Here is an 18,591-nt window from a genome sequence, read left to right as displayed (position 1 = left end):
CAGCGAGGAACGTTCATGGCGGCGCCTGAAGAGGTGGCGCACGGATCGTCTCGCCGCGCGTGAAGGTCAGCACGATGGTCATCGCGTGGCCACAGTGCGGGCAGACGAAGGTTGGGCGCACGGTGTCCTGCGGATCGTCGCAGGGTGGCGGAACCTGTGGATCCTGCAGAGGCACTTGCAGCAGCTGGCGTGCAAGCGCCAGGCAGGCTGCTCGGTTGCAGTTGGCCAGCAGCCCGTAGTGGCGGATGCGGTGGAAGCCTCCGGGCAGCACGTGCAACAGAAAGCGGCGCATGAACTCGCCGGCATCGAGCGTCATCGTCTTGTGGCGTGTCTTGCCTTGGACATGGCCCTTGTCGCGGTAGTCCTTCCACCGCAAGGTCACGCCGCGCTCATCAAGTGCCACGAGTCGGCTGTTGGAGATGGCCACCCGGTGCGTGTAGCGCGACAGGTAAGCCAGCACCGCCTCGGGTCCGGCGAACGGGCGCTTGGCGTAGACCACCCACTCGCATTGGCGCAGCGGTGCCAGCCAGCGGGCGAACGCGGCAGCGTCCGCCAGCGTTGCGTGTTCACCAAAGAACTGCAACCGGGCATCCCGGTGTGCCTGTTGCAGCGCTTCGAGGAAACGCCGGCGGAACAACCGGGAGAGCACGCGCACCGGCAGGAAGAACCCGCGCCGGCAGGCGATCCAGTGTTCGCCGTCGCTCGCCAGGCCGCCACCGGGGACGATGCCGTGCACGTGCGGGTGGTGTGTGAGCGCCGAGCCCCAGGTGTGCAGCACCAGCGTCACACCCAGTCGAGCGCCCAGGTGCTTCGGATCACCTCCGATGGTCAAAAGAGTCTCAGCGGCGATGTCGAACAGCAAGCCATAGACCACCGCCTTGTTGCAGTACGCGATCTCGGCGATGGGTGCTGGCAACGTGAAGACCACGTGGAAGTACTCCACCGGCAACAGGTCGGCGTTGCGCGCCTGCAGCCAACGCCGGGCCGCGCTGGCCTGGCACTTGGGGCAGTGCCGGTTGCGGCAGGAGTTGTAGGCGATCTGGTCGGTGCCACACCCCTCGCAGCGCAAGACATGCCCACCCAATGCCGCGCTGCGGCACTGCTCGATGGCCGACATGACCTTGAGTTGGGCCAGGCTCAGGTGGCCACGCTGAGCCTGACGCCAGGCGGGTCCATGAATGCGGAAGATGTCGGCGACTTCCAGGGCTGCGCGCCCCATGACCGCAGAGACCGCAGACTCACGACGAGGGCAGCGTCTCCAGCGGGCTGATCACCGCGCGCAGCACTTCGGTGGCCACGTGCGTGTACAGCGCGGTGGTCTCCAGTCGCTTGTGGCCCAGCAGCACCTGGATCACGCGGATATCGACCTTCTGCTCCAGCAGGTGCGTTGCAAAGCTGTGGCGCAGCGTGTGCATCGACACGCGCTTGTCGATCTGGGCGGCGTCGGCGGCCAGGTGAATCGCGCGGTTGAGCTGCCGGGTGGACAGCGAGTCCAAGGGGTTGAGCCCCGGAAACAGCCAGCCGTTGGGCAGGATCTTGCCTTGCGCGTGACCCACCCGCCACCATGCCCGCAGCCGCTCGAGCAGCACGGGCGAGAGCAAGGCATAGCGGTCCTTGCGGCCTTTGCCTTGCTCCACACGCAGCGTCATGCGCTCACTGTCGATATCGGTGACCTTCAACGCGCAGACTTCGCTGGCGCGCAGCCCGGCCCCATAGGCCACGGACAGCGCCGCCTGGTACTTGGGGTTTGGTGCAGCGGCGATCAGACGGGCGACCTCGTCGCAGCTCAGCACCACAGGCAGCGGGCGTGGCTGGTGCACAGGTTGCACCTTGACCAGCAGCTCGGCGTGGCCCAGCGTCACATCGAAGAAGAACTTCAGGCCACTGAGCGTGGAGTTGATGGTCGGCGGTGCCGTGCCGGTCTCGACCATGTGCAGCTGGAAGGCCCGAAGGTCCTCGGCGGTGGCGGTGTCCGGCGATCGCTTGAGATAGGCGGCGAGCCTGCGAACGGCGCGGATGTAGTGGATCTGGGTCTTGCCGTTGAACTTGCGCATCCGCATGTCGTCGATCATGCGCTGGCGCAACGGGGAGACGGAGGGCGTCAATGAGTTCATGGTTCAACTCCTGTCGAAGAGCGAGGCGGATTGCCTCACCCGTCAACATGGCAGAACCAGCGGTGGAACGAATAACCACGATGCTGCCGGAGCGATTACCGCGAAAGCGGTTTAGTCCATCGCTGCACAACCGCCCTACAGCGAGGAAATTGTGTGCCTGAGCTGCTGGCCGAAATCGGTCGAACACCCCAATCTCGGCCTTGCCAGCCTGGTCTCGATAATCGGTGTTTTCAACACCATCGACCACATGAACGGCGACCCTTCACCAGGTGCTCTACTTCCACGGCAGTGAGCGGTACAGCCCCTGCACCCGGGTCATGGCCTCTTCAAAGTCCGGGAGGTCGCCGGCGTCATCGTCCTTGAGCCCTTCGATGCTCTCCAGGATGATGTGCACCGCCTCCTGAAAACCTCTCTGGGGTTTGTCGGGGGCCTGCTGCACCCAGGCCTCCATGTCCACCTCGTTCAAATGCCTGAACTGCCCTCCCCGTCCAGTTCTTCTCCATTTTAATTTTCCCCGTCGCGGCCATCAGTCAACAACGAAGGAACATTGATCGACAGTTTCCAGGTCTCAGAGAACGTCGGGGCGTATTCGCCCTGGGGATCGAGCCTGCGCGAGCCGCCGCGCTGTGCATAGTCCTTCCAGCCGTCGATGCGCGGGTGTTGGATCCTGCAAACGGCCTCTAGTAGGTAGCCAGCTCGCACCTTCTCGATGGGCTTGCCATGACGATCGATCTCATCCAGGATGAGGGACAGGTACTGAGAGCCGTACTCGCGGTAGGCATCCACCACGTGCTGTATGCCCCCGCAGTTGTCGGGCTCGCGCACCATGTCCAGAAACACCCTGCCGACCATGGCGACCCTGATCGCAGGAGACTTGATGGCCTTGAATGCCCCGCGGCTGGAGCGTCGCATCACCTCGACACGCACACCCTCGACCCGCTCGAACCCCAAGTAGCGCAACATCGGCAACTTGGCGGCTCGGTGCACCGCAAGGTGTTGGCCGAGATCCCTGGCCATCCTCTCGTGAGCCTGCTCTCTCCACTCCTTGTCTGGGGGCGTCGTCAGGTAAAGGATTTTGGAGAAGCGATCCGTGAGACCGTGAAACTCCATCGCACTGAGGTGGGTCACACAGGCAAATGGATCTACCGCACACGCGACCTCCATGGCCGAGGGCTTGGCTCGGCCAAACAACTGGAATACAGCCCCAGGCTTGAGGTCCCTGGCCGGCGAGATCAGGTGAAAGGATCTCAACCGGTACACGATGGCCTTGTACAAGCCAGGCTCGATGACGGCATCTGTGTCTGGCTGGGTTGCACATAGCAGAGCTCCCAGCTCATAGTCGGTGACGACCGGGCGCTCCCACGTCGCCAATCGTTCTGCAATGCCCTCTGCAGCACCAATGGCGGCTTCTGAGAATTTTGGTTTTGTGGTCTCCAAGTGCAACATTGCATGTTTTTGATGGTCACGTGATTGGCCTAAAATCTGTCCTGAGGACAGATTTTAGGCCAATCACACGATACCTTGCTGGCCAATCAAATCTTGGGGATGCTTCACCAGGATTCTCAACAGCCCTCGCTGTCAGAGGTGCTGACAGCATGCCCTGCACCATCAAGTGAAAGCGCCACCATTCGTGGCCCATAGGCCTGCAGGCATGTTCTGCAAATAGGGAGCGATCAAACGATTGCCCCTCTTCGCCAGCCCCGAGCTACTAATACTTTCTCAAAATCAGCTTCACTTCGGTCTTGGCAGCGTGATGCTCAGCGCGACTCAAAGCGGGCGGCCCCAGCCCCTCGTCTCCGTCTACATACATCGGCCCGCCGAAATCGCTGTCGTGAACTGCCCATCCTGCCGACCACCGTCATGGTGAGTCGCCATGGTTGAGCGGGTGGGATCGACCCCATGCTCGAGAGCCAGGTAATGCCAGGTCCATGCACGTATCGCATCATCGATCTCGACCGCTCCCTCTGCGTCCATCCGAAGTCAGGACGAACCTTGCAGCAAAGAACCCGGTCACCCCGCAGACTTTGGAAGCCGACGTGTACTGCCCTGCCACTCGAAGCCGTCGCCATTGGGCACACGCATGAACCCTTGGTTCTTGAGCTTGAGACTATTCACCTCGTAACCGTTCGTCTTGAGAAACGGCGTGTCAACTCCGCTGAACGAGGCGTTGACTGTGTAGCTGCACTTGACGGCCCCTTTGATCGCCTCTTCAGCCTTTGTGCCCATGAAGGCAGCCGCGCGGGTCAGTTGCTCCATCTCCCTCCTCGATGGGGTTGTGCAGTCGAGATCGGTGATCTCAACCGTGCGCAGCTTAAAGTAGCTATTACTGGCCGTCTTGGTATGCCACGCCTTGACGTCTTCTGAAGAGGGGTAACTGTTCGACCCAGCGCCACATGCGCTCAGCAAAGCTGCGACGCCCAATGTGGTCAGGCTCGCGCGGCAGGAGAAGATGATTTTCATGGGTCAATTACTTCGGTTGGTTTATGAACAGAGACGCACTGGCTGCCTCTCTTCAGAATCTCAAACAAAGCACCGGAGTCAAGAGATCCAAGACAGATTTCTTCTTCAGTGATCGTTGGCCAAACGACTGCACCGCCTGGACACGATCACCCCAAAGCCGGCAACTTTTCCGGACAACAAAAGACGTTGTAGATGTCAGAAACTAGAGTCTGCTTCTGATAATATTGCCCAACCATGGTCACCCTCCCTGAGTTCATCCTGCTTCACGCAAAGTCCCTGCCCGAGGGAGGCGTGTTGTCGCCCAAGGAATTTCTGCACATGGGAAGCCGCGATGCGGTCGACCAGGCTTTGTCTCGCCTCACCAAAGAGGGCAAGCTGCTGCGTGTAGCGCGGGGCACCTACGTCATGCCTGTATCCAGCCGGTTCGGAACGCGTGCGCCATCACCTGAAAAAGTGGTCCAGGCCCTGGCCGCCCAACATGGCGAGATCGTCTCGCCTCACGGAGCCAACGCGGCCAATGCACTGGGGCTGACCCAACAGGTGCCGATTCGCGAGGTGTACCTGACCTCGGGCCGCACCCGCCATCTCAAGCTCGGCCGCTCCGAGGTCATGGTGAAACACGCACCTCGCTGGATGCTGGCGCTTGGTCCAGGTCCAGCCGGCTCCGCCGTGCGCGCTTTGGCCTGGATGGGGCCCTCCCACGTGAGCGAATCGCTGAGCACCCTGCATCGCACGCTGCCGCCCGCCGAGTGGCAGGCACTGACTGCGGCCCGAGCGGCGTTGCCCTCCTGGATGGCCAGGGCCATCGGCGAAGAGACGCTGCGTGGCTGAGCGCTACTTCGACTTGAACGAGGAGGACCAGAACGAAGTTCTGGAGCAGGCCCGGGCGAGGACGGGCAGACCTGCCCATCTGCTGGAGAAGGACCTGTGGGTCGTCTGGACACTCGGCGTCTTGTTTGAATCGCCGTTTGCAGCCGACCTCACCTTCAAGGGTGGCACATCGCTGTCCAAGGCGTACAAGATCATCGAGCGGTTCTCCGAGGACATCGACCTCACCTACGACATCCGCAAACTGATCCCGGATCTCACCAATGACGGGTACTTTCTCCCGGCAAGCCACAGCCAGGCCAGCAAATGGAGCAAGGCCGTCAGGGATCGGCTCCCCGACTGGATCGGATCGACCGTACAGCCTCATCTGCAGGCAGCGCTTGAGCGCGAGCGACTTCGGGCAACGCTGGAAATCGCAGGCGCGGAGCACGACACACTCCAACTGCACTACCCGGCAATCAAGCAGGGCACGGGGTACGTCTCACCCGTCATCACGCTGGAGTTTGGTGGCCGCGCCACCGGCGAGCCGCATGGCGTGCTCCCCGTCACCTGCGACATGGCCGGTCATGTCGATGGCGTGTCGTTCCCCCAGGCATTGCCCCAAGTGATGAGCGTGGCGCGAACGTTCTGGGAGAAGGCGACAGCGACACACGTCTACTGCGCGCAGGGACGCATCCGGGGTGAGCGGTACGCGCGCCATTGGCACGACCTGGCGGCCATCATGCGCAGTGAACACTTTGATGCTGTCATTGCTGATCGCGCCGTGGCCCGGGAGGTAGCGGAACACAAGTCCTGGTTCTTCAGCGAGAAGGCCGCGGACAACAAGACCATCAACTACACCTTCGCGGTCCTGGGCGCGTTGCGGATCGTGCCCGAGGGGGCCGCACGGGACGCGCTGGCCGCTGACTACGCCAAGATGCTGGAGGACGAGGTCCTGGTGGGTGATGCACTGCCCTTCGATCAACTGATGCAGGCCTGCGCCCAAGTGCAGGCTCGGGCCAACGCTGCCGCTCGGACCTAAGTCGAGTCGATCGATAGCGGCACACAACGCAGATACGACCAAGGTGCAGATTCAGGGCGCCCAAACGAATTGGTGTTGAAAACACCCATTATCAATACCGCCTCACCAGCCAGAGAAATACGCCGGCTTTCATACAAGTATAGGATGCGGCGCGGGCGATGTCGTACGATGCGAACATGACTACCTTTGCCGAAACCCTCAAAAAAGAGATCGCTCGCGTGGCCCGCAAGGAGCTGCGCGAGGAGATCACGGCGCTGCGCAAGCTCGGCGCGACACAGCGAGCCGACATTTCAGCATTGAAGAAGGAGGTCAATTCCCTTCAGTCGAGTTTGAACCGGCTGGAGAAGATACGGGCGGCGCCCTCCTCTCCTGGCTCCATGGCCAAACCTTCGCCGACGGCCAAACCCACTCCCGTTACACCCCGAGGAAAACCAGGCCGTAAAGTGACGTTCACTGCGGAGCGTCTGAAAGCCCAACGCGCCCGACTCGGCTTCACCCAGGAACAAATGGCCCAACTGCTGGGCGTCTCCGGTTTGTCCATCTGGAAATGGGAGACAGGCGGTGCTGTTCCCAGGGCCTCTCGAGTGCCTCAGATTCTTGACAGGCTCGCAATGAGCAAGCGCGATGCGTTGGCATTGATAAGCCAGAGCGCCTGAGGCCCTCAACCTTGGCACGGGGCCGACTGGATCGACAGCTGACAGTCCGAACCTGTATTTGACTTGGTCGATCGTTCCATGCTCACCTGAGGAGTTCAAACAGAAGCCCTGACTCTACGGGCTGCACGATGGGCCAAGAAAATTTCCCTCCTTCCGGGCGGAGGTACGCCAGCCACTTCAATTGATTTTTTGCATACAGCTTTCGTCACTGCGGGCTGGCACTGCATTGACAGTTCCCGGATGTGACTTCTTCTATCTGTGAGGAGGTTGAGGATCATGGCCCGAGTGATTTTTGTTTCCACTGCCACTCGGGAAGCTGGCCCCGCGTACATCACGTCCGAATCTTGAAGTTCTGGGAAGTCTTCAAAGGATGCTCGCGTCAACGTGAACACTGCCCAGAATCGTGAGTTCATCGACTCAATAACTTTGGGAAGGGCTCGCAAACAGGAACGGAAATGTGCATGGCCTAGTGACCCATCGCTCGAATCACCAGTTGGATGGACGCCTTCACCAGCAAAGAATGCTCTTCCGTTGATGCAAGCGAGTAGCTACCTTTAGTAGGGTGAGAGTACCCCATGCAGTCCTCGAACATCATGCGTGCATAAGCAATGCGCAAATGGTGATCTGTGATGCTCAATCCACTCAATTGACGATGGAAGGCCAGCACACGTTGGAACCGACAAACTCTCCGCTCTATCGACAAGCCTTCGAGGAACAGGTTGCGCTGATTGCTGTTCGTTGTCTGGCGCAACCAACATTCGTACACGAGGCGCTGCCGTTGCGCCAAGTGTGGCGACTTTGCATTGGGGATGAAACGTGTCCGTCCATCCATTGTTCCCTGTGAAATATGTAATCCGTCATGCTGAATCGAATCGTGCGGCTTGAAAGCCAGTGCCTCTGAAAGCTGAAGACCAGAGACAAACATCAGGTTGCATAACAATGCATCATGAGGGTTCGTCTTCGCCAACCTCTCTATAAAGTTTTTACATATTGCCTCAAGGTTTCTTGACCGGGCTACGACCAGAACCTCATGGAAGGAAGCACTTGGACTTGCAACGTTCAGCCTGCGAAAAGCCCTTTCTTGCCTGGGGTTCTTGGGAAGATCGTCTTGCATTTAATCTGTTCCAGTTTCAGTTGGGGATGTAAAGAGCAATGGCCCTTGGAAGCAGGCACAGTGTGCTGACACACGATGCCGACGCCTCAACGTTAATGCCATTCCTTGATCATGGTCCCCCTGCTATCGCAGGGAAACCCCCTCGTTATCGACCCCTTGCGGGCTGAATGAGGTGGCGATGTGGTTTCCCGATGCAAAGACGTTGTGCAAGAGCGAACTTTGGTGTCTGCGCTGGTACCAAGCAAAAGCATTGACCTGCTTCTGGCCAGTTCTGAACCGACCGATGGGTGCGCAGTCAATCCGCAAACCGCGTCCACGCCCATGTTTCCACACATGGGCGCGAACGACTCTTCGGCTACGCTTTGAAGAAAACCTCAGCACCGCCATCAGGTTGGTTTTCACCGTGAAGCAAGACGAGCAAAACGCGCCCGCTCAACAACGAATCAAGAACACCCATGGAGACACCGAGCTCGACGCGATCAAAGTCCGGCTTGATCTGGACGGTCAAATGCACCTGTTCCTCGGGGTGAATATCGAGACCCTTGGCAGCACGACCCGTCAGCCATGCGCGCTCCACGCCGGCGCGCATCAGCGCTTGCGCCACACCCGGCGTTGTCTCTACCAACTGCACCCAACGCTCAACACGCTCTTTCTGGAGCTTGCTCATCTTCGTGACCGAACCCAGGTAAGCGGACGAAATGTCGGGCCGGGTGTGACCCAGTGCCCGCGAGACACGCTTGTAAGCATCCTCCACCAGCTGGCGGTTTGCCTTGAACCAGTCTGGCGGTTCATTGCCCTCAGCGGGCGGGCGGTGCCCGGTGATGTCATTGAACAAGTTGGCAGCAAACTCATGGCGCAAACCATGGGGCGTCACACCCAGTCCTTCCAAAGTAATGCCGAGCTTTTCCATGGTGTTGTAGAACTTCTTGCGGGCAGCCTCCATCGTCAGATTCCGGTAGCCCATACCCAGCTTTGGGAATGCCTTGGACCAGCCGAGGCAACGATCCAGGAGGTCACGCTGCAACGTTGCAATCGAGGGATCAGTCATGTAAGGAACCATCCGCGCGCGACCGCCTTTTGTCCCTCGGGTCACCTCCAACTCGCTACCGATGTCGGAGTCCTGCGGGCGCAAGCTCAGCGCCTCGGATACGCGCAGTCCCCAGTACAACATCAGTTCGAGCAACAGGGCCTCATGCGGGTGTTCGATTGCGATCTGCGCAATGATCGATTTGGGATCAACAGACACCGAGCTCCAGTTCTTGCTTCCTGGCGTGACCTGCTCGCGAGTCAGCGCAGAGCGGTCGACGCCTACAGCTTCCAGCAGCGCATACAAATCCTCCCTCATCGGGATGGCATCAGGTTTACCGATCAGCACGCAAAACTTGCGGAGTTGGCTCAGCTTCGTGGTCAGCGTCGCGGCAGATTGACCCTTCTCAAGCGCCCAATACGCCACCAGCGCGACGGCTTGCTTTCGTCCGATTTGATCAATCTGCTGAATCGGCATACGCAGCTTCTTCAAATCAGCGATCGCGAGCATCAGGGTCTTGCCGAAGCTAGTTCGCGTCGTTTCTGACACCGAACGGCGGCGTCCAGTGTGCGCCTGAAGATCACCTTTCCCCAACACGTAAGTCGTTTGCTTGAAAGGGTCGGTGGGAAATTTTTCCTTCGCTTCTTTGATCAAGACCACATAGCTACCAGGCCCCCCGGTAGCCAGGGTATCAGCGCGAGTCAAAGCACGCTTGTTCTTACAGGACTTTCCCGTTACGCCGACATGAGCATGCACTGCGTGATTGATACGGGTCAGACCCATTGGACGATTAGAGGCTTTCTTCATATTTGCTTTCTGAAAGGTTTCAAACCTCAAGATGAGGGGCTTGATCTGCAGGCACCATGCCTGCAGATGAAGCCCTACGAACGAGGGACTACATGCCAGATCGCTCTAACAACTCGGCTTTGCTACTGATTGCCCGATACATCGCCTCGGACAGGCCACTCAAAGTCTTGAAATCCCGGCTTCTTTAGCAAGCTGTCCTGTCGGCGCAGTAGGGCAGCTGCGCGACCACCGTCATTGGTTGACGGGCACCCCAGCGCGGAAATGGCGGTCGGGGGGGTACTGTCTTTTTCGGACAGGGCCGTATGTGATTGGCCAGATCGAGGTAGTTCGTCACTACCCAGGTGAACTCACTTCACCGCATGACTTTTATGCGGCGTTGTCCTTCGCTGTCTTGTCCAAACTTCTCAATTTCAAGCCCGGAAGGCTCCCGGCGCAGTTGCCGGGCGAGGAGGTTTTGTGACACCGCGCCCGAGGGCTGGCGTCAGAGCAAAGTCAAAACGTAAGTTGAAAGGTGCGCTCGCGCGCACATTCATGCTCCGTAGCTCAGAGCGTTGAATGGATCCCTCGAAGGAGACTTGTTGGAATTGCACGGAGCAACCCTGTGCGGGGTTGTCCTGCCTGAGCCACGGGGCGAACTCAGTTGCCAGGTCTTGGTGACCTGCTGGTACGACGCTCAGAAAACGAAGCGTCCGAGGCAACCTCCCCAAGCAGCGAGGGTTGCCTTCACATTGACGTCTACGAAGGAACGTCTTTCAAAGTTTTGCTCGCTAGGAGCATGACATCACAGGGATTAATCAGGATGTCCGAAGTACAAAGTACAGCGAGACGGATAGTAGTTGGTTTTTTTGTGGATGTCGCGCAATGCAGGCCAGTTGCGAAGTTTATGAGACCGCAGCTCTCGCCAGTTCCGGGTTGTCCATCGCCAAGAAAAATTCTTCAGATCTCAAATCTCGCACCCGAAAACTCACATTTTTTACTTAAGAATCAATGATTTGTGTATCTCTCTGCCTCTTCTCTCCATTCAGAAATTCGACTAAGCCATGCGTCGCCAAAAAGCGACAGCGGCTCGACCGTGATGCTCAACCTGTCAGTTCATCGGCCAGCGACAAGCGTCCAAACTCCTGCAGGACCTAGGTCATACAGCCGAATAAGTTGATGGACATCATTACTTGGACGCTCACCGCAGCGTTGCTGCAGATGACGAAATGCTGAGACTGCGGTGCAACCCTCCAGCAGGTTCGATTGGGTGGGTGCAGACAAGAAAGGTGGCATACAACCGCGAACTCGCGACCCTCCCGGAAAATTCGACCGCTCGACAAACCGAGGAATGTGAACAACTCTCGTTTTCTCCTGGGGGGCCACTAGTGACCGACATCCAAACGGACCAGATGCTCAGACCGGCTCGATGGCCTCAAGTGGCCAGTTCAGGCCGCTAGCGCCCTCTGCACATCGGGATCATGAACACGTTGAGGCTGTCCTGGCCGTTAGCGGTCGCATCCAGGCTACTGGTGTCAGGCTCGACGTCGAAATCTTTCAATACTCCCTGCGCAGGAACCCGGCCTTCACAGCTAGACCGGATCCGTCGCGTGCCAACAGTGTCTACGAGCTGGTCGCCAACGCTTGCAGCCTTGCAGATCCGCATACAGACTTCGGTTCCAGCACATGTTCGTGCTTTGAATCAATGTGGAGAAACCTATGAAGCGCGAAGCGCAAATGATCACCGTACCTGCAAGAGCCATCGACGTAGGGTACGCAAACACCAAATTCACATGTGAGCGCAAGCGTGTTCAAGGACAGAACATCATCCGAGCGGGACTCTTTCCTTCGATCACTGGGCAGCTCCAGCCAGGCGCCTCGTTCTTACACGCTCCTGGAACCTTGGGCGCTGATGGCTGCATCACCGATGTGGATGGCGTTCAACACTTCGCCGGCCTTGGTGTGACGATGCATCTGCGTGGGATTCAGCCACGACATGTCATGGCGGACTATTGCACTTCACCGCCCTACCTTGCGCTCGTTCACGGCGCCTTGCACTACATGTTGGAGGACGAAGGAAATCCCAAGGAAATGGAGATCGAACATCTCACGGTTGGGCTTCCTCTCAACAACTTCGATACGTACCGTGCGCGTCTCATAGACGTAGTACGGGGTCGCCACGCGATTTTCAGCCCCGACCCGAACGTCGGTCTTCGGCATGTCACCGTCATGGATGCGAGTGTCATCGTCCAGCCTTTGGGATCCCTCTACTACTATGGTCTAGTGAACTCAGACTTTGACACAAGTGGGTGGAATCTTGTGATAGACGTGGGTGGCGGAACCATCGACTTTCTTGTTGCGTTTGACAAGGCCCCTAACTACGTTCGCTCTGGCGCACACCCTGAATCGATGCTTGCCTGCTCGACCGCCGTGGCGAAGGCAATCAACCCCAACCTTCAGAGTCAGTTCGGCGTTGTTCAAGCAATCGACACGGCCATTCGCGATGGCAGTGAATCGGTTCTCATCGCGGGCGAGGAGTTTGAAATGGCGAACTACAAAGGGGTGATCACAGAGGTCCTGCGCCGTGGATACGAGGCAATGCTCAACACGGTCGGAGCTTTGGAGGATTTTCAGAACATTCTGATCTGCGGTGGTGGTGGTGCCGTTTTCTATGATTTCCTGTGTGAGCACTATCCCGCTCTGCGTCGACGCTTGCGCAACGGCGCTGACTCCACTTTCTCAAATGTGCGCGGCTTTCACGTTGTGTCGGAGTTCATGCGCGAACAGACAACTGCTGCGCGATAAGCAGTTGGGATTTTCAGATGCCCAGACGCAAGAACACTGCCGAGTCTGCTCCACCACTGCGAACTCGACTGACCATCTATCCCGACGGCGACGGAATGATGGAGTACCTGAACAACATCAACGTCGCCGGTCTCCATTCAGAAATCCTGCATCTCATGCGAATGGGGTTCCATTTTAGAAACGCATTGGCTCGGAGGGATGGTGAGATGGCACTCAACCTCGCCCCATTCAATCAGGCAGTAACGATGCATGCAATGACGGCCGACACACAATCACCAGCAAACCTGGACCCAAAATCTGGGCAAGCTCCGAGGCGAGAGGACAGTTCTCCAGAAGACGTTGCCGGCGTGGAGCAGTTCAGCAGGATCTTCGGTGCAGCTCATCGCCGTACCGCAGGGTTGTAGTGCTCCACCCAGGTGAAGGCTCACTCAACGGGTTAGCAAACACTGGCTTTTTTTGGACAACTGCACTTCAGAGGAAAAGTCCCCAGATCTGCGCACCCAAGCCTTGCTGCGCACCCACACCCGGGTGGAGCGCCCCGGCACCGTGGTGCTGCCATTGGCAGAGCGGGTGTTCAACCCCTCGCGCGAGACCCGCTTCATCCTCAGCCAGGCCCGAGCCATCGGCCCTCAGGCGGCCCGGCTGTGCGAGATGCTGTTTGCCATCGAGGGCCGCGTGGGCCAGCGCAAGCTCTGGGGCATCGTCAACCTGGCGCGGCGCTACCCGCACAGGATCATCGACGCGGCCTGTGCCGCCGCCATGGAGCAAGGGGTGCACAGCTACGGCCACGTCAAGGCGCTGACCGAGCGGCTGGTGGCCGATGCCTTGGCTGCCTTGGACGCTGACTCACCAACACCGTTGGCGTCGCCTTCAACGCTGACCCAGCAGCACGCGCTCATCCGCAGCGCCGATAAATATGGCGATCTGTTTGACCACGTCGCCACCGCCACCCAATCCTCCGAGAGCACCCAGTCATGAACATGATCGAGATCGAACGCGCGCTGCGTCTGGAATCTCGTGGTCGACGTGGGCAGCGGAACGATTGACTTTCTGGCGGCCTACGACAAGGTCCCCAACTACGGACGGTCGGGTGCTCATCCAGAGTCGATGATGGCGTGCGCGTACGAAGTGGCCAAAGCGATCAATCCGGAGCTCAAGAATCAATACGGTGTGATTCAGGCGATTGACCTGGCCATCCGCGACAACCGGGAAACCGTTCGCATTGGCGGCGAGGACTACGAAATGGCCCGATACAGGGGTGCCATCAACGAGGTCCTGCGCAGGGGTTACGAGGCAATGCTAAACACGGTGGGCGCCTTGAATGACTTTGACAACATCTTGGTCTGCGGTGGTGGAGGTGCGGTGTTCTTTGAATTTCTCCGTGAACACGCACCCGGACTGCGGCGCCGCCTGAAGATGGATGGTGGCTCAACCTACTCCAACGTGCGCGGCTTCCAAGTAGTCGCCGACTACGCTGCGAATGAAGCCTACAAGAACGGTTGATCAAAGGGAGCACACCATGGTGCAACGAAAACGATCACAGAATCCAGACGAAGCTCTGCGGGTCCGAGTCACGATTCCCCCCGATGGAGTTGGAGTCCTGGACTATCTCAAGGGGATCAGCCCTGCAGGTCTCAACATGGAGATCCTGCAGTTGGTCCACTTGGGCTACCAGTTCCGAATGGCCATGGGCCGCTGGAGCTTGCCGCCTTTCGGCCAACTGCATCCCACGCCAACTGCAGTTGAAGCGTCAGTCGCTCCCCTGAATCTATCGGTTCCCACTGGCGTACCTGAAAACATCCAAGTCAATGCTGCCGATCCCTTGGAGGAAGGAGCATCCGTTGCCAGTCCGTTCGATGCAAGCTTTAAGAGCATATTCGGGCCCGCGTACGAACGAACAAGGAACCGAAAGGCGTCGGCCTGACTTGGCCAGGAGTGGGATGAAGTGACGCAGTCACCATCAACTCGATCAACAACAGATCGTGGTGAGGTGAATACTTCAGGGCGACTCTTCACTGCAATTCATACAAGCACGCTTGCGCCGATTCTCCTCGGCAAGCCTTGCAATTTCTCTGTTCAACCAACGGATTCCACAAATGGCCAACAGGATTCCAACAAGCATGAATACCTTGAGCAGATCTGGCGCCGACATTTGAACTCCTGGTTGAACACAATCATTGAAAAATATTCTAGGCGTCCATGCTCAGAAAGCAAGCTGAGCGCAGCGGAAAAGCGTGCTCCTGCGAATGTCAACGCAACTTGGTTTGTTGAGCGTTGGCAACGGGCCCCTAGATTTTTCATTCACCCGATGTACTCCGCTTGCCAGCGGCCTGCAGGGCGAGCTGCAGTCGACGAAACATTGACCGCGCGGCCTTGACATCAGGGCCTCTTGTGCGAACTTGGTCTGACCAATCCACACGCAAGAGGAACGAATGACTCCCACTCTCCAAGAAGCGATTCGAGCCACAGCCTGGCGCCAACCCCTGAGACAGCACTTCGACGTTGCCGCGCTGAATCGATCTATCACCGGGGCGCCCCACTGGCTCTTGAAGTCGGTGTGCGGACGCAACCTGCTCATGCAGAAGCTGCGTCAAGTGCGACCCGGCCTGGGATTCTCGCTCTGGGCAACCCGCAGTGCATTGGATCCCCTGCTCGAGGCCATGGTCGACGAGCTTGGGCTGCGCACGATGCCGGAACCTAGCAACCTGCAAGAGCAGATCTGCTTTCTGCGTTGGGCCGCTGCACGAATTATCTCGAGGGAGCCACTGCGCTTGCTTGGCCGAGGTTCCCTCCTCACAGGAGCTCGAGCATGAACTCCACCACCTGGCTGATGCTCGGATTCTTGATTTTTGTTGTCTGGATCGCGTTTCAAGGTAACAGCAGCGCGAGAGGCCGATCATCACACTCTGATGACGACGATGACGACCCCTACAAGCAGATTCAGGATCAGATGGAGGAGGACCACTTGTACCGCCTCTGGCAGGACAGCGACTACTGATTCAGCCATGACAAAACCATCACACATCAGCACAAACCAGGTGACATCTGACTTGGTTCCTGCGAAACAGGCCACCGTCCGGACCGCAGGGATGCCATGAAAGAAGAACGGCAATCGCTGCTCGTGAAGTGTTTAAGCGAGATGCAACAGGGAAGCCAGACCAGGGGTGCAGGGCGCACATCCCTTCAAACAGGCGAGAACGCGATGGATCCCGGCGTACAAACCGCAGAGGATCTGGACCAACTTGCCGTCACGGCGACCCGGCTGGCCTACCGGCACCGCCAAAAAGTCACTTTCAATGAACTCCTGGCCATTCCCGTGCTGTTCTGCGAGATGGACCATGTGGTCGTTAATAACGGCCCAGCTCTGCGGCCGCGCTCAACACATTGGGGCATGGTTCAGGAGGCCCTGCAAAATTGGGCACCCGAAGGCGTACGCACAAGTGTCCTGCACCGGCTACCGTGGATAACCGATCTTGAGCACTGGGAACCTGAGACCACCCGCTTCTTGCTGGAACACGCGCTGCCCGGAGGTGCGACGTTTCAGCATGAGCTCGCACTACCAGCACATCAACCTGCACACAGCCCAGCATCGCGCCTTGGCTTCTTCCTGTTGATGGCAAGCAGTGAACGAGGCTGGCCAACGCGATGGCTCCGCCGTGAGCAGGAGGGCGCGCGTCTCAAAGCTGTCCTGAAATTTTTGCTCGAAATCGAAGTGGCATGTGTCGCGCAAGTGGGTGCGGTGTTACCCGCATCGGAAGCACTGACACAGGGAATCTGCGACTGGTTGACGCTGGAGGTCAAGCTCTCAGGCCACAACGCCTGGGACCTTCATCTCGACCGATACGACGCGGATCGCAGGTGGATCCATCTCGCGCGAGCAGGCGAGCCAGCGTCCCAGCTTCGCGTCCCCCTCCGGTCCCATCTGGTTGGCTCGACGGGCCTGTCACGAATCGCCTCCCACATGGGCCTACTAGCCCCACGCCACCCAGAGGTACGGCAGTGAAGCGCAGTCTTGAGATGTATCTGCTTGCGCTTGGCGTCTGTGGACTTGCGCTTGGCTATGTGGCTTGGCCGGGGACCACATGGGGAGGTGCCCTCAGCATCGTGCTGCCTTTCATGTGTGGACTTCAGCCAACGCGTCTGCGAGCTTTGGCAATCTCCGCTGGCTATTACCTTGGCGCGCTCGGACCGTACGCTATCGGTGAACTCCTGGTCACACAGGGCACCGATGGATGGGAAAGGCTGATGACCGCTTGCCTGGTTCTGGCTTTCTCCGCATCGGCATGGGCGCTCACTGGTGGCCACCACCCAACTACATTTAGGCGGTTCATCACCATGCTGGGCGCGTGGTTCGTGACACTCGTCACACCAATGGGTGGATGGGGTTTGGCACATCCCGCCCTGGGTTGGCTCTTCATCGGCAAGGGGGGAATGGGCGCGCTGACCCTTGTCGCTGCTGGCGTGTTGACCTCGCTACTGCTCACCGCCATTCGCAGAGAACGTGAGCAGCAGGCACCGGTGAGCGTGATCTCCGGGCGATCGCTCGCAGTTGCCATCTCCGCCGCTGTGATTCTTGGCGGAACCTTCAATCAGACGGCTGCGCCGAGCCATTTAGGTCCTGTCGCAGTAGTGTCGGCCAATCGAGTTGAGGGAGAGCTGCATAGCCCCGACGAGCAGCGTGAAAAAGCCCTGCGGCTTGAGGCTTTGCTCGGCAAGCTCGCCCTGGTCAACCAGCAGCATGAACCGATCCTGCTGGTGTTCACACCTCAGCGGCACTTCGGGGTGAATCTGCTCACAGAGCGGGCGGTCGTTCTACACGAACTTCGTACGGCGGTGACGCGCCACAAGATCGGATTGGTCGTGAACATTGCGACTGCGAACTTGGGGAGCTCGGGACCGGCTACTTCGGAGTGCATAGCCATGCTCCCGAGCACGCTGGCAAACACAGTCAAGTTCCGGAGCCCAACCTGCAACGTCGAGGTGATTGCGATGGACCCATCTGCTCCTGCTCCCGGTAGCAGGGCTGATGAGCACGGGCGACCAGCACAACTTGAAGTTGCTTATCAACATTGGCCCCGCGATGACTTGAAACCCTTTCTGGAACTCTGGCATGCAAGCGCGGCAGCAACCCATCCAGCGCGGATCGTCGTTTTGAGTATTGCGGACGGCACTCCTCAGATGACTCACGCCAGCCGTTTCATGGCAAAACACGTCCTGTCGCTTGCCTGGGCCACACGCAGTGGCGTTGTCGCCGAAACCATGAGACGCGGGCCAGCGTGAAACGCGATGGACAGTTGGGGCAGGCGTGCGAGCACTGACAAGCTCCAGCCGCAGGACTGGTCGTGATCGATTGACCAGGTTCGGTCAGCACAATACATTTCTAGTCACCGTACGACAGTACGTGAAGGCACATGCCTTCCTTCAACTTGAGTTCACTGATTTTTATGAGTGAACTCCGCCCAGATCAGCGTTGTGACAAGTCTCGAATGAAAAGACTGGTCATGGTCGGCTGGTTGATTCTGATCTGACCCAGATGCCCGGGTCGGCGCACGCAAGTGCGTGAAGGCGAAATCCTTCAATCACCGCGAGCTAGCAGCCATTCACGCGCCAGCTTCGCACCGGCCGCCTTCTGCGTAGGCCACACAGGTATTTTCCGTTCCGCTCTTCGCAAAGCGGGCTCTTCATTTTTTTCCTTTTCATCAATTGGGCAAGTTGTCTGTGCCCAGGCTCGGCTTTGCCTCACTGGGGCGCTTGCGTACTGCCGTGCTCTTGACAAGTGACTG

16 protein-coding genes and 1 pseudogene are annotated in these 18,591 nt (G+C 58.6%); 10 read left to right on the top strand and 7 right to left on the bottom strand.

All coding sequences use genetic code 11. The features are described from left to right. Positions 1–13: 13 nt before the first annotated feature. The 5 genes from F9Z44_RS05185 to F9Z44_RS05165 form a co-directional block, all read right to left on the bottom strand. On the bottom strand, positions 14–1,219 hold the full coding sequence (locus F9Z44_RS05185) for an IS91 family transposase (protein ID WP_159604193.1): 1,206 nt from the start codon (positions 1,217–1,219) through the stop codon (positions 14–16). 19 nt (positions 1,220–1,238) lie between these two features. Then, positions 1,239–2,114, bottom strand: a complete 876-nt coding sequence (locus F9Z44_RS05180) for a tyrosine-type recombinase/integrase (RefSeq protein WP_159604191.1) — start codon at positions 2,112–2,114, stop codon at positions 1,239–1,241. A gap of 274 nt (positions 2,115–2,388) precedes the next feature. After that, positions 2,389–2,565, bottom strand: coding sequence for a hypothetical protein (locus F9Z44_RS05175; RefSeq protein ID WP_159604189.1), 177 nt, complete (start codon positions 2,563–2,565; stop codon positions 2,389–2,391). 53 nt (positions 2,566–2,618) lie between these two features. Beyond that, positions 2,619–3,551: a type IV toxin-antitoxin system AbiEi family antitoxin domain-containing protein gene (locus F9Z44_RS05170; protein ID WP_236574260.1), complete on the bottom strand. Its 933-nt coding sequence runs from the start codon at positions 3,549–3,551 to the stop codon at positions 2,619–2,621. Positions 3,552–4,124: 573 nt separating this feature from the next. After that, positions 4,125–4,574: a hypothetical protein gene (locus F9Z44_RS05165; protein ID WP_159604185.1), complete on the bottom strand. Its 450-nt coding sequence runs from the start codon at positions 4,572–4,574 to the stop codon at positions 4,125–4,127. 234 nt (positions 4,575–4,808) lie between these two features. Here F9Z44_RS05165 and F9Z44_RS05160 point away from each other — a divergent pair, with 234 nt between their 5' ends. From F9Z44_RS05160 to F9Z44_RS05150, 3 genes are all read left to right on the top strand, one after another. Then, a complete protein-coding gene (locus tag F9Z44_RS05160) occupies positions 4,809–5,405 on the top strand; it encodes a DUF6088 family protein (protein WP_159604183.1) in 597 nt (198 codons plus the stop codon). Then, positions 5,398–6,423: a nucleotidyl transferase AbiEii/AbiGii toxin family protein gene (locus F9Z44_RS05155; protein ID WP_159604181.1), complete on the top strand. Its 1,026-nt coding sequence runs from the start codon at positions 5,398–5,400 to the stop codon at positions 6,421–6,423. The genes F9Z44_RS05160 and F9Z44_RS05155 overlap by 8 nt, the downstream gene beginning before the upstream one ends. A 176-nt stretch (positions 6,424–6,599) precedes the next feature. Further along, the gene (locus F9Z44_RS05150) at positions 6,600–7,079 is read left to right on the top strand and encodes a helix-turn-helix domain-containing protein (RefSeq protein WP_159604179.1); all 480 of its coding nucleotides are present in this window, start codon (positions 6,600–6,602) and stop codon (positions 7,077–7,079) included. A gap of 466 nt (positions 7,080–7,545) precedes the next feature. Here F9Z44_RS05150 and F9Z44_RS05145 read toward each other — a convergent pair whose 3' ends face one another. Continuing rightward, positions 7,546–8,193: a hypothetical protein gene (locus F9Z44_RS05145; RefSeq protein ID WP_159604177.1), complete on the bottom strand. Its 648-nt coding sequence runs from the start codon at positions 8,191–8,193 to the stop codon at positions 7,546–7,548. Between the two features lie 355 nt (positions 8,194–8,548). Continuing rightward, positions 8,549–10,027 carry a tyrosine-type recombinase/integrase gene (locus tag F9Z44_RS05140; RefSeq protein ID WP_159604175.1) on the bottom strand — a complete coding sequence of 493 codons (1,479 nt, stop codon included), beginning with the start codon at positions 10,025–10,027 and terminating at the stop codon, positions 8,549–8,551. A gap of 1,695 nt (positions 10,028–11,722) precedes the next feature. Here F9Z44_RS05140 and F9Z44_RS05135 point away from each other — a divergent pair. The 7 genes and pseudogenes from F9Z44_RS05135 (at position 11,723) to F9Z44_RS05105 (ending at position 18,088) form a co-directional block, all read left to right on the top strand. Continuing rightward, the gene (locus F9Z44_RS05135) at positions 11,723–12,808 is read left to right on the top strand and encodes a ParM/StbA family protein (RefSeq protein ID WP_159604173.1); all 1,086 of its coding nucleotides are present in this window, start codon (positions 11,723–11,725) and stop codon (positions 12,806–12,808) included. A 489-nt stretch (positions 12,809–13,297) separates the two neighbouring features. Then, a pseudogene (locus F9Z44_RS05130) lies at positions 13,298–13,786 on the top strand (IS21 family transposase); the annotation flags it as partial. Positions 13,787–13,825: 39 nt separating this feature from the next. Beyond that, positions 13,826–14,311: a hypothetical protein gene (locus tag F9Z44_RS05125; RefSeq protein WP_159604171.1), complete on the top strand. Its 486-nt coding sequence runs from the start codon at positions 13,826–13,828 to the stop codon at positions 14,309–14,311. Positions 14,312–14,327: 16 nt separating this feature from the next. Beyond that, positions 14,328–14,732: a hypothetical protein gene (locus tag F9Z44_RS05120; RefSeq protein ID WP_159604169.1), complete on the top strand. Its 405-nt coding sequence runs from the start codon at positions 14,328–14,330 to the stop codon at positions 14,730–14,732. Positions 14,733–15,617: 885 nt separating this feature from the next. Beyond that, entirely contained in the window at positions 15,618–15,806 is a 189-nt protein-coding gene (locus F9Z44_RS05115) for a hypothetical protein (RefSeq protein ID WP_159604167.1), read from the top strand. Between the two features lie 96 nt (positions 15,807–15,902). Continuing rightward, positions 15,903–16,811, top strand: coding sequence for a hypothetical protein (locus tag F9Z44_RS05110; protein WP_159604165.1), 909 nt, complete (start codon positions 15,903–15,905; stop codon positions 16,809–16,811). Further along, on the top strand, positions 16,808–18,088 hold the full coding sequence (locus tag F9Z44_RS05105; RefSeq protein WP_159604163.1) for a hypothetical protein: 1,281 nt from the start codon (positions 16,808–16,810) through the stop codon (positions 18,086–18,088). The genes F9Z44_RS05110 and F9Z44_RS05105 overlap by 4 nt, the downstream gene beginning before the upstream one ends. Positions 18,089–18,591: the final 503 nt, after the last annotated feature.

It is taken from the genome of Hydrogenophaga sp. PBL-H3 (assembly GCF_010104355.1).
Classification (GTDB): domain Bacteria; phylum Pseudomonadota; class Gammaproteobacteria; order Burkholderiales; family Burkholderiaceae_C; genus Hydrogenophaga.
Note: the sequence above shows the minus strand (reverse complement) of the source record. Positions and strands in the feature narration are given on the sequence as shown.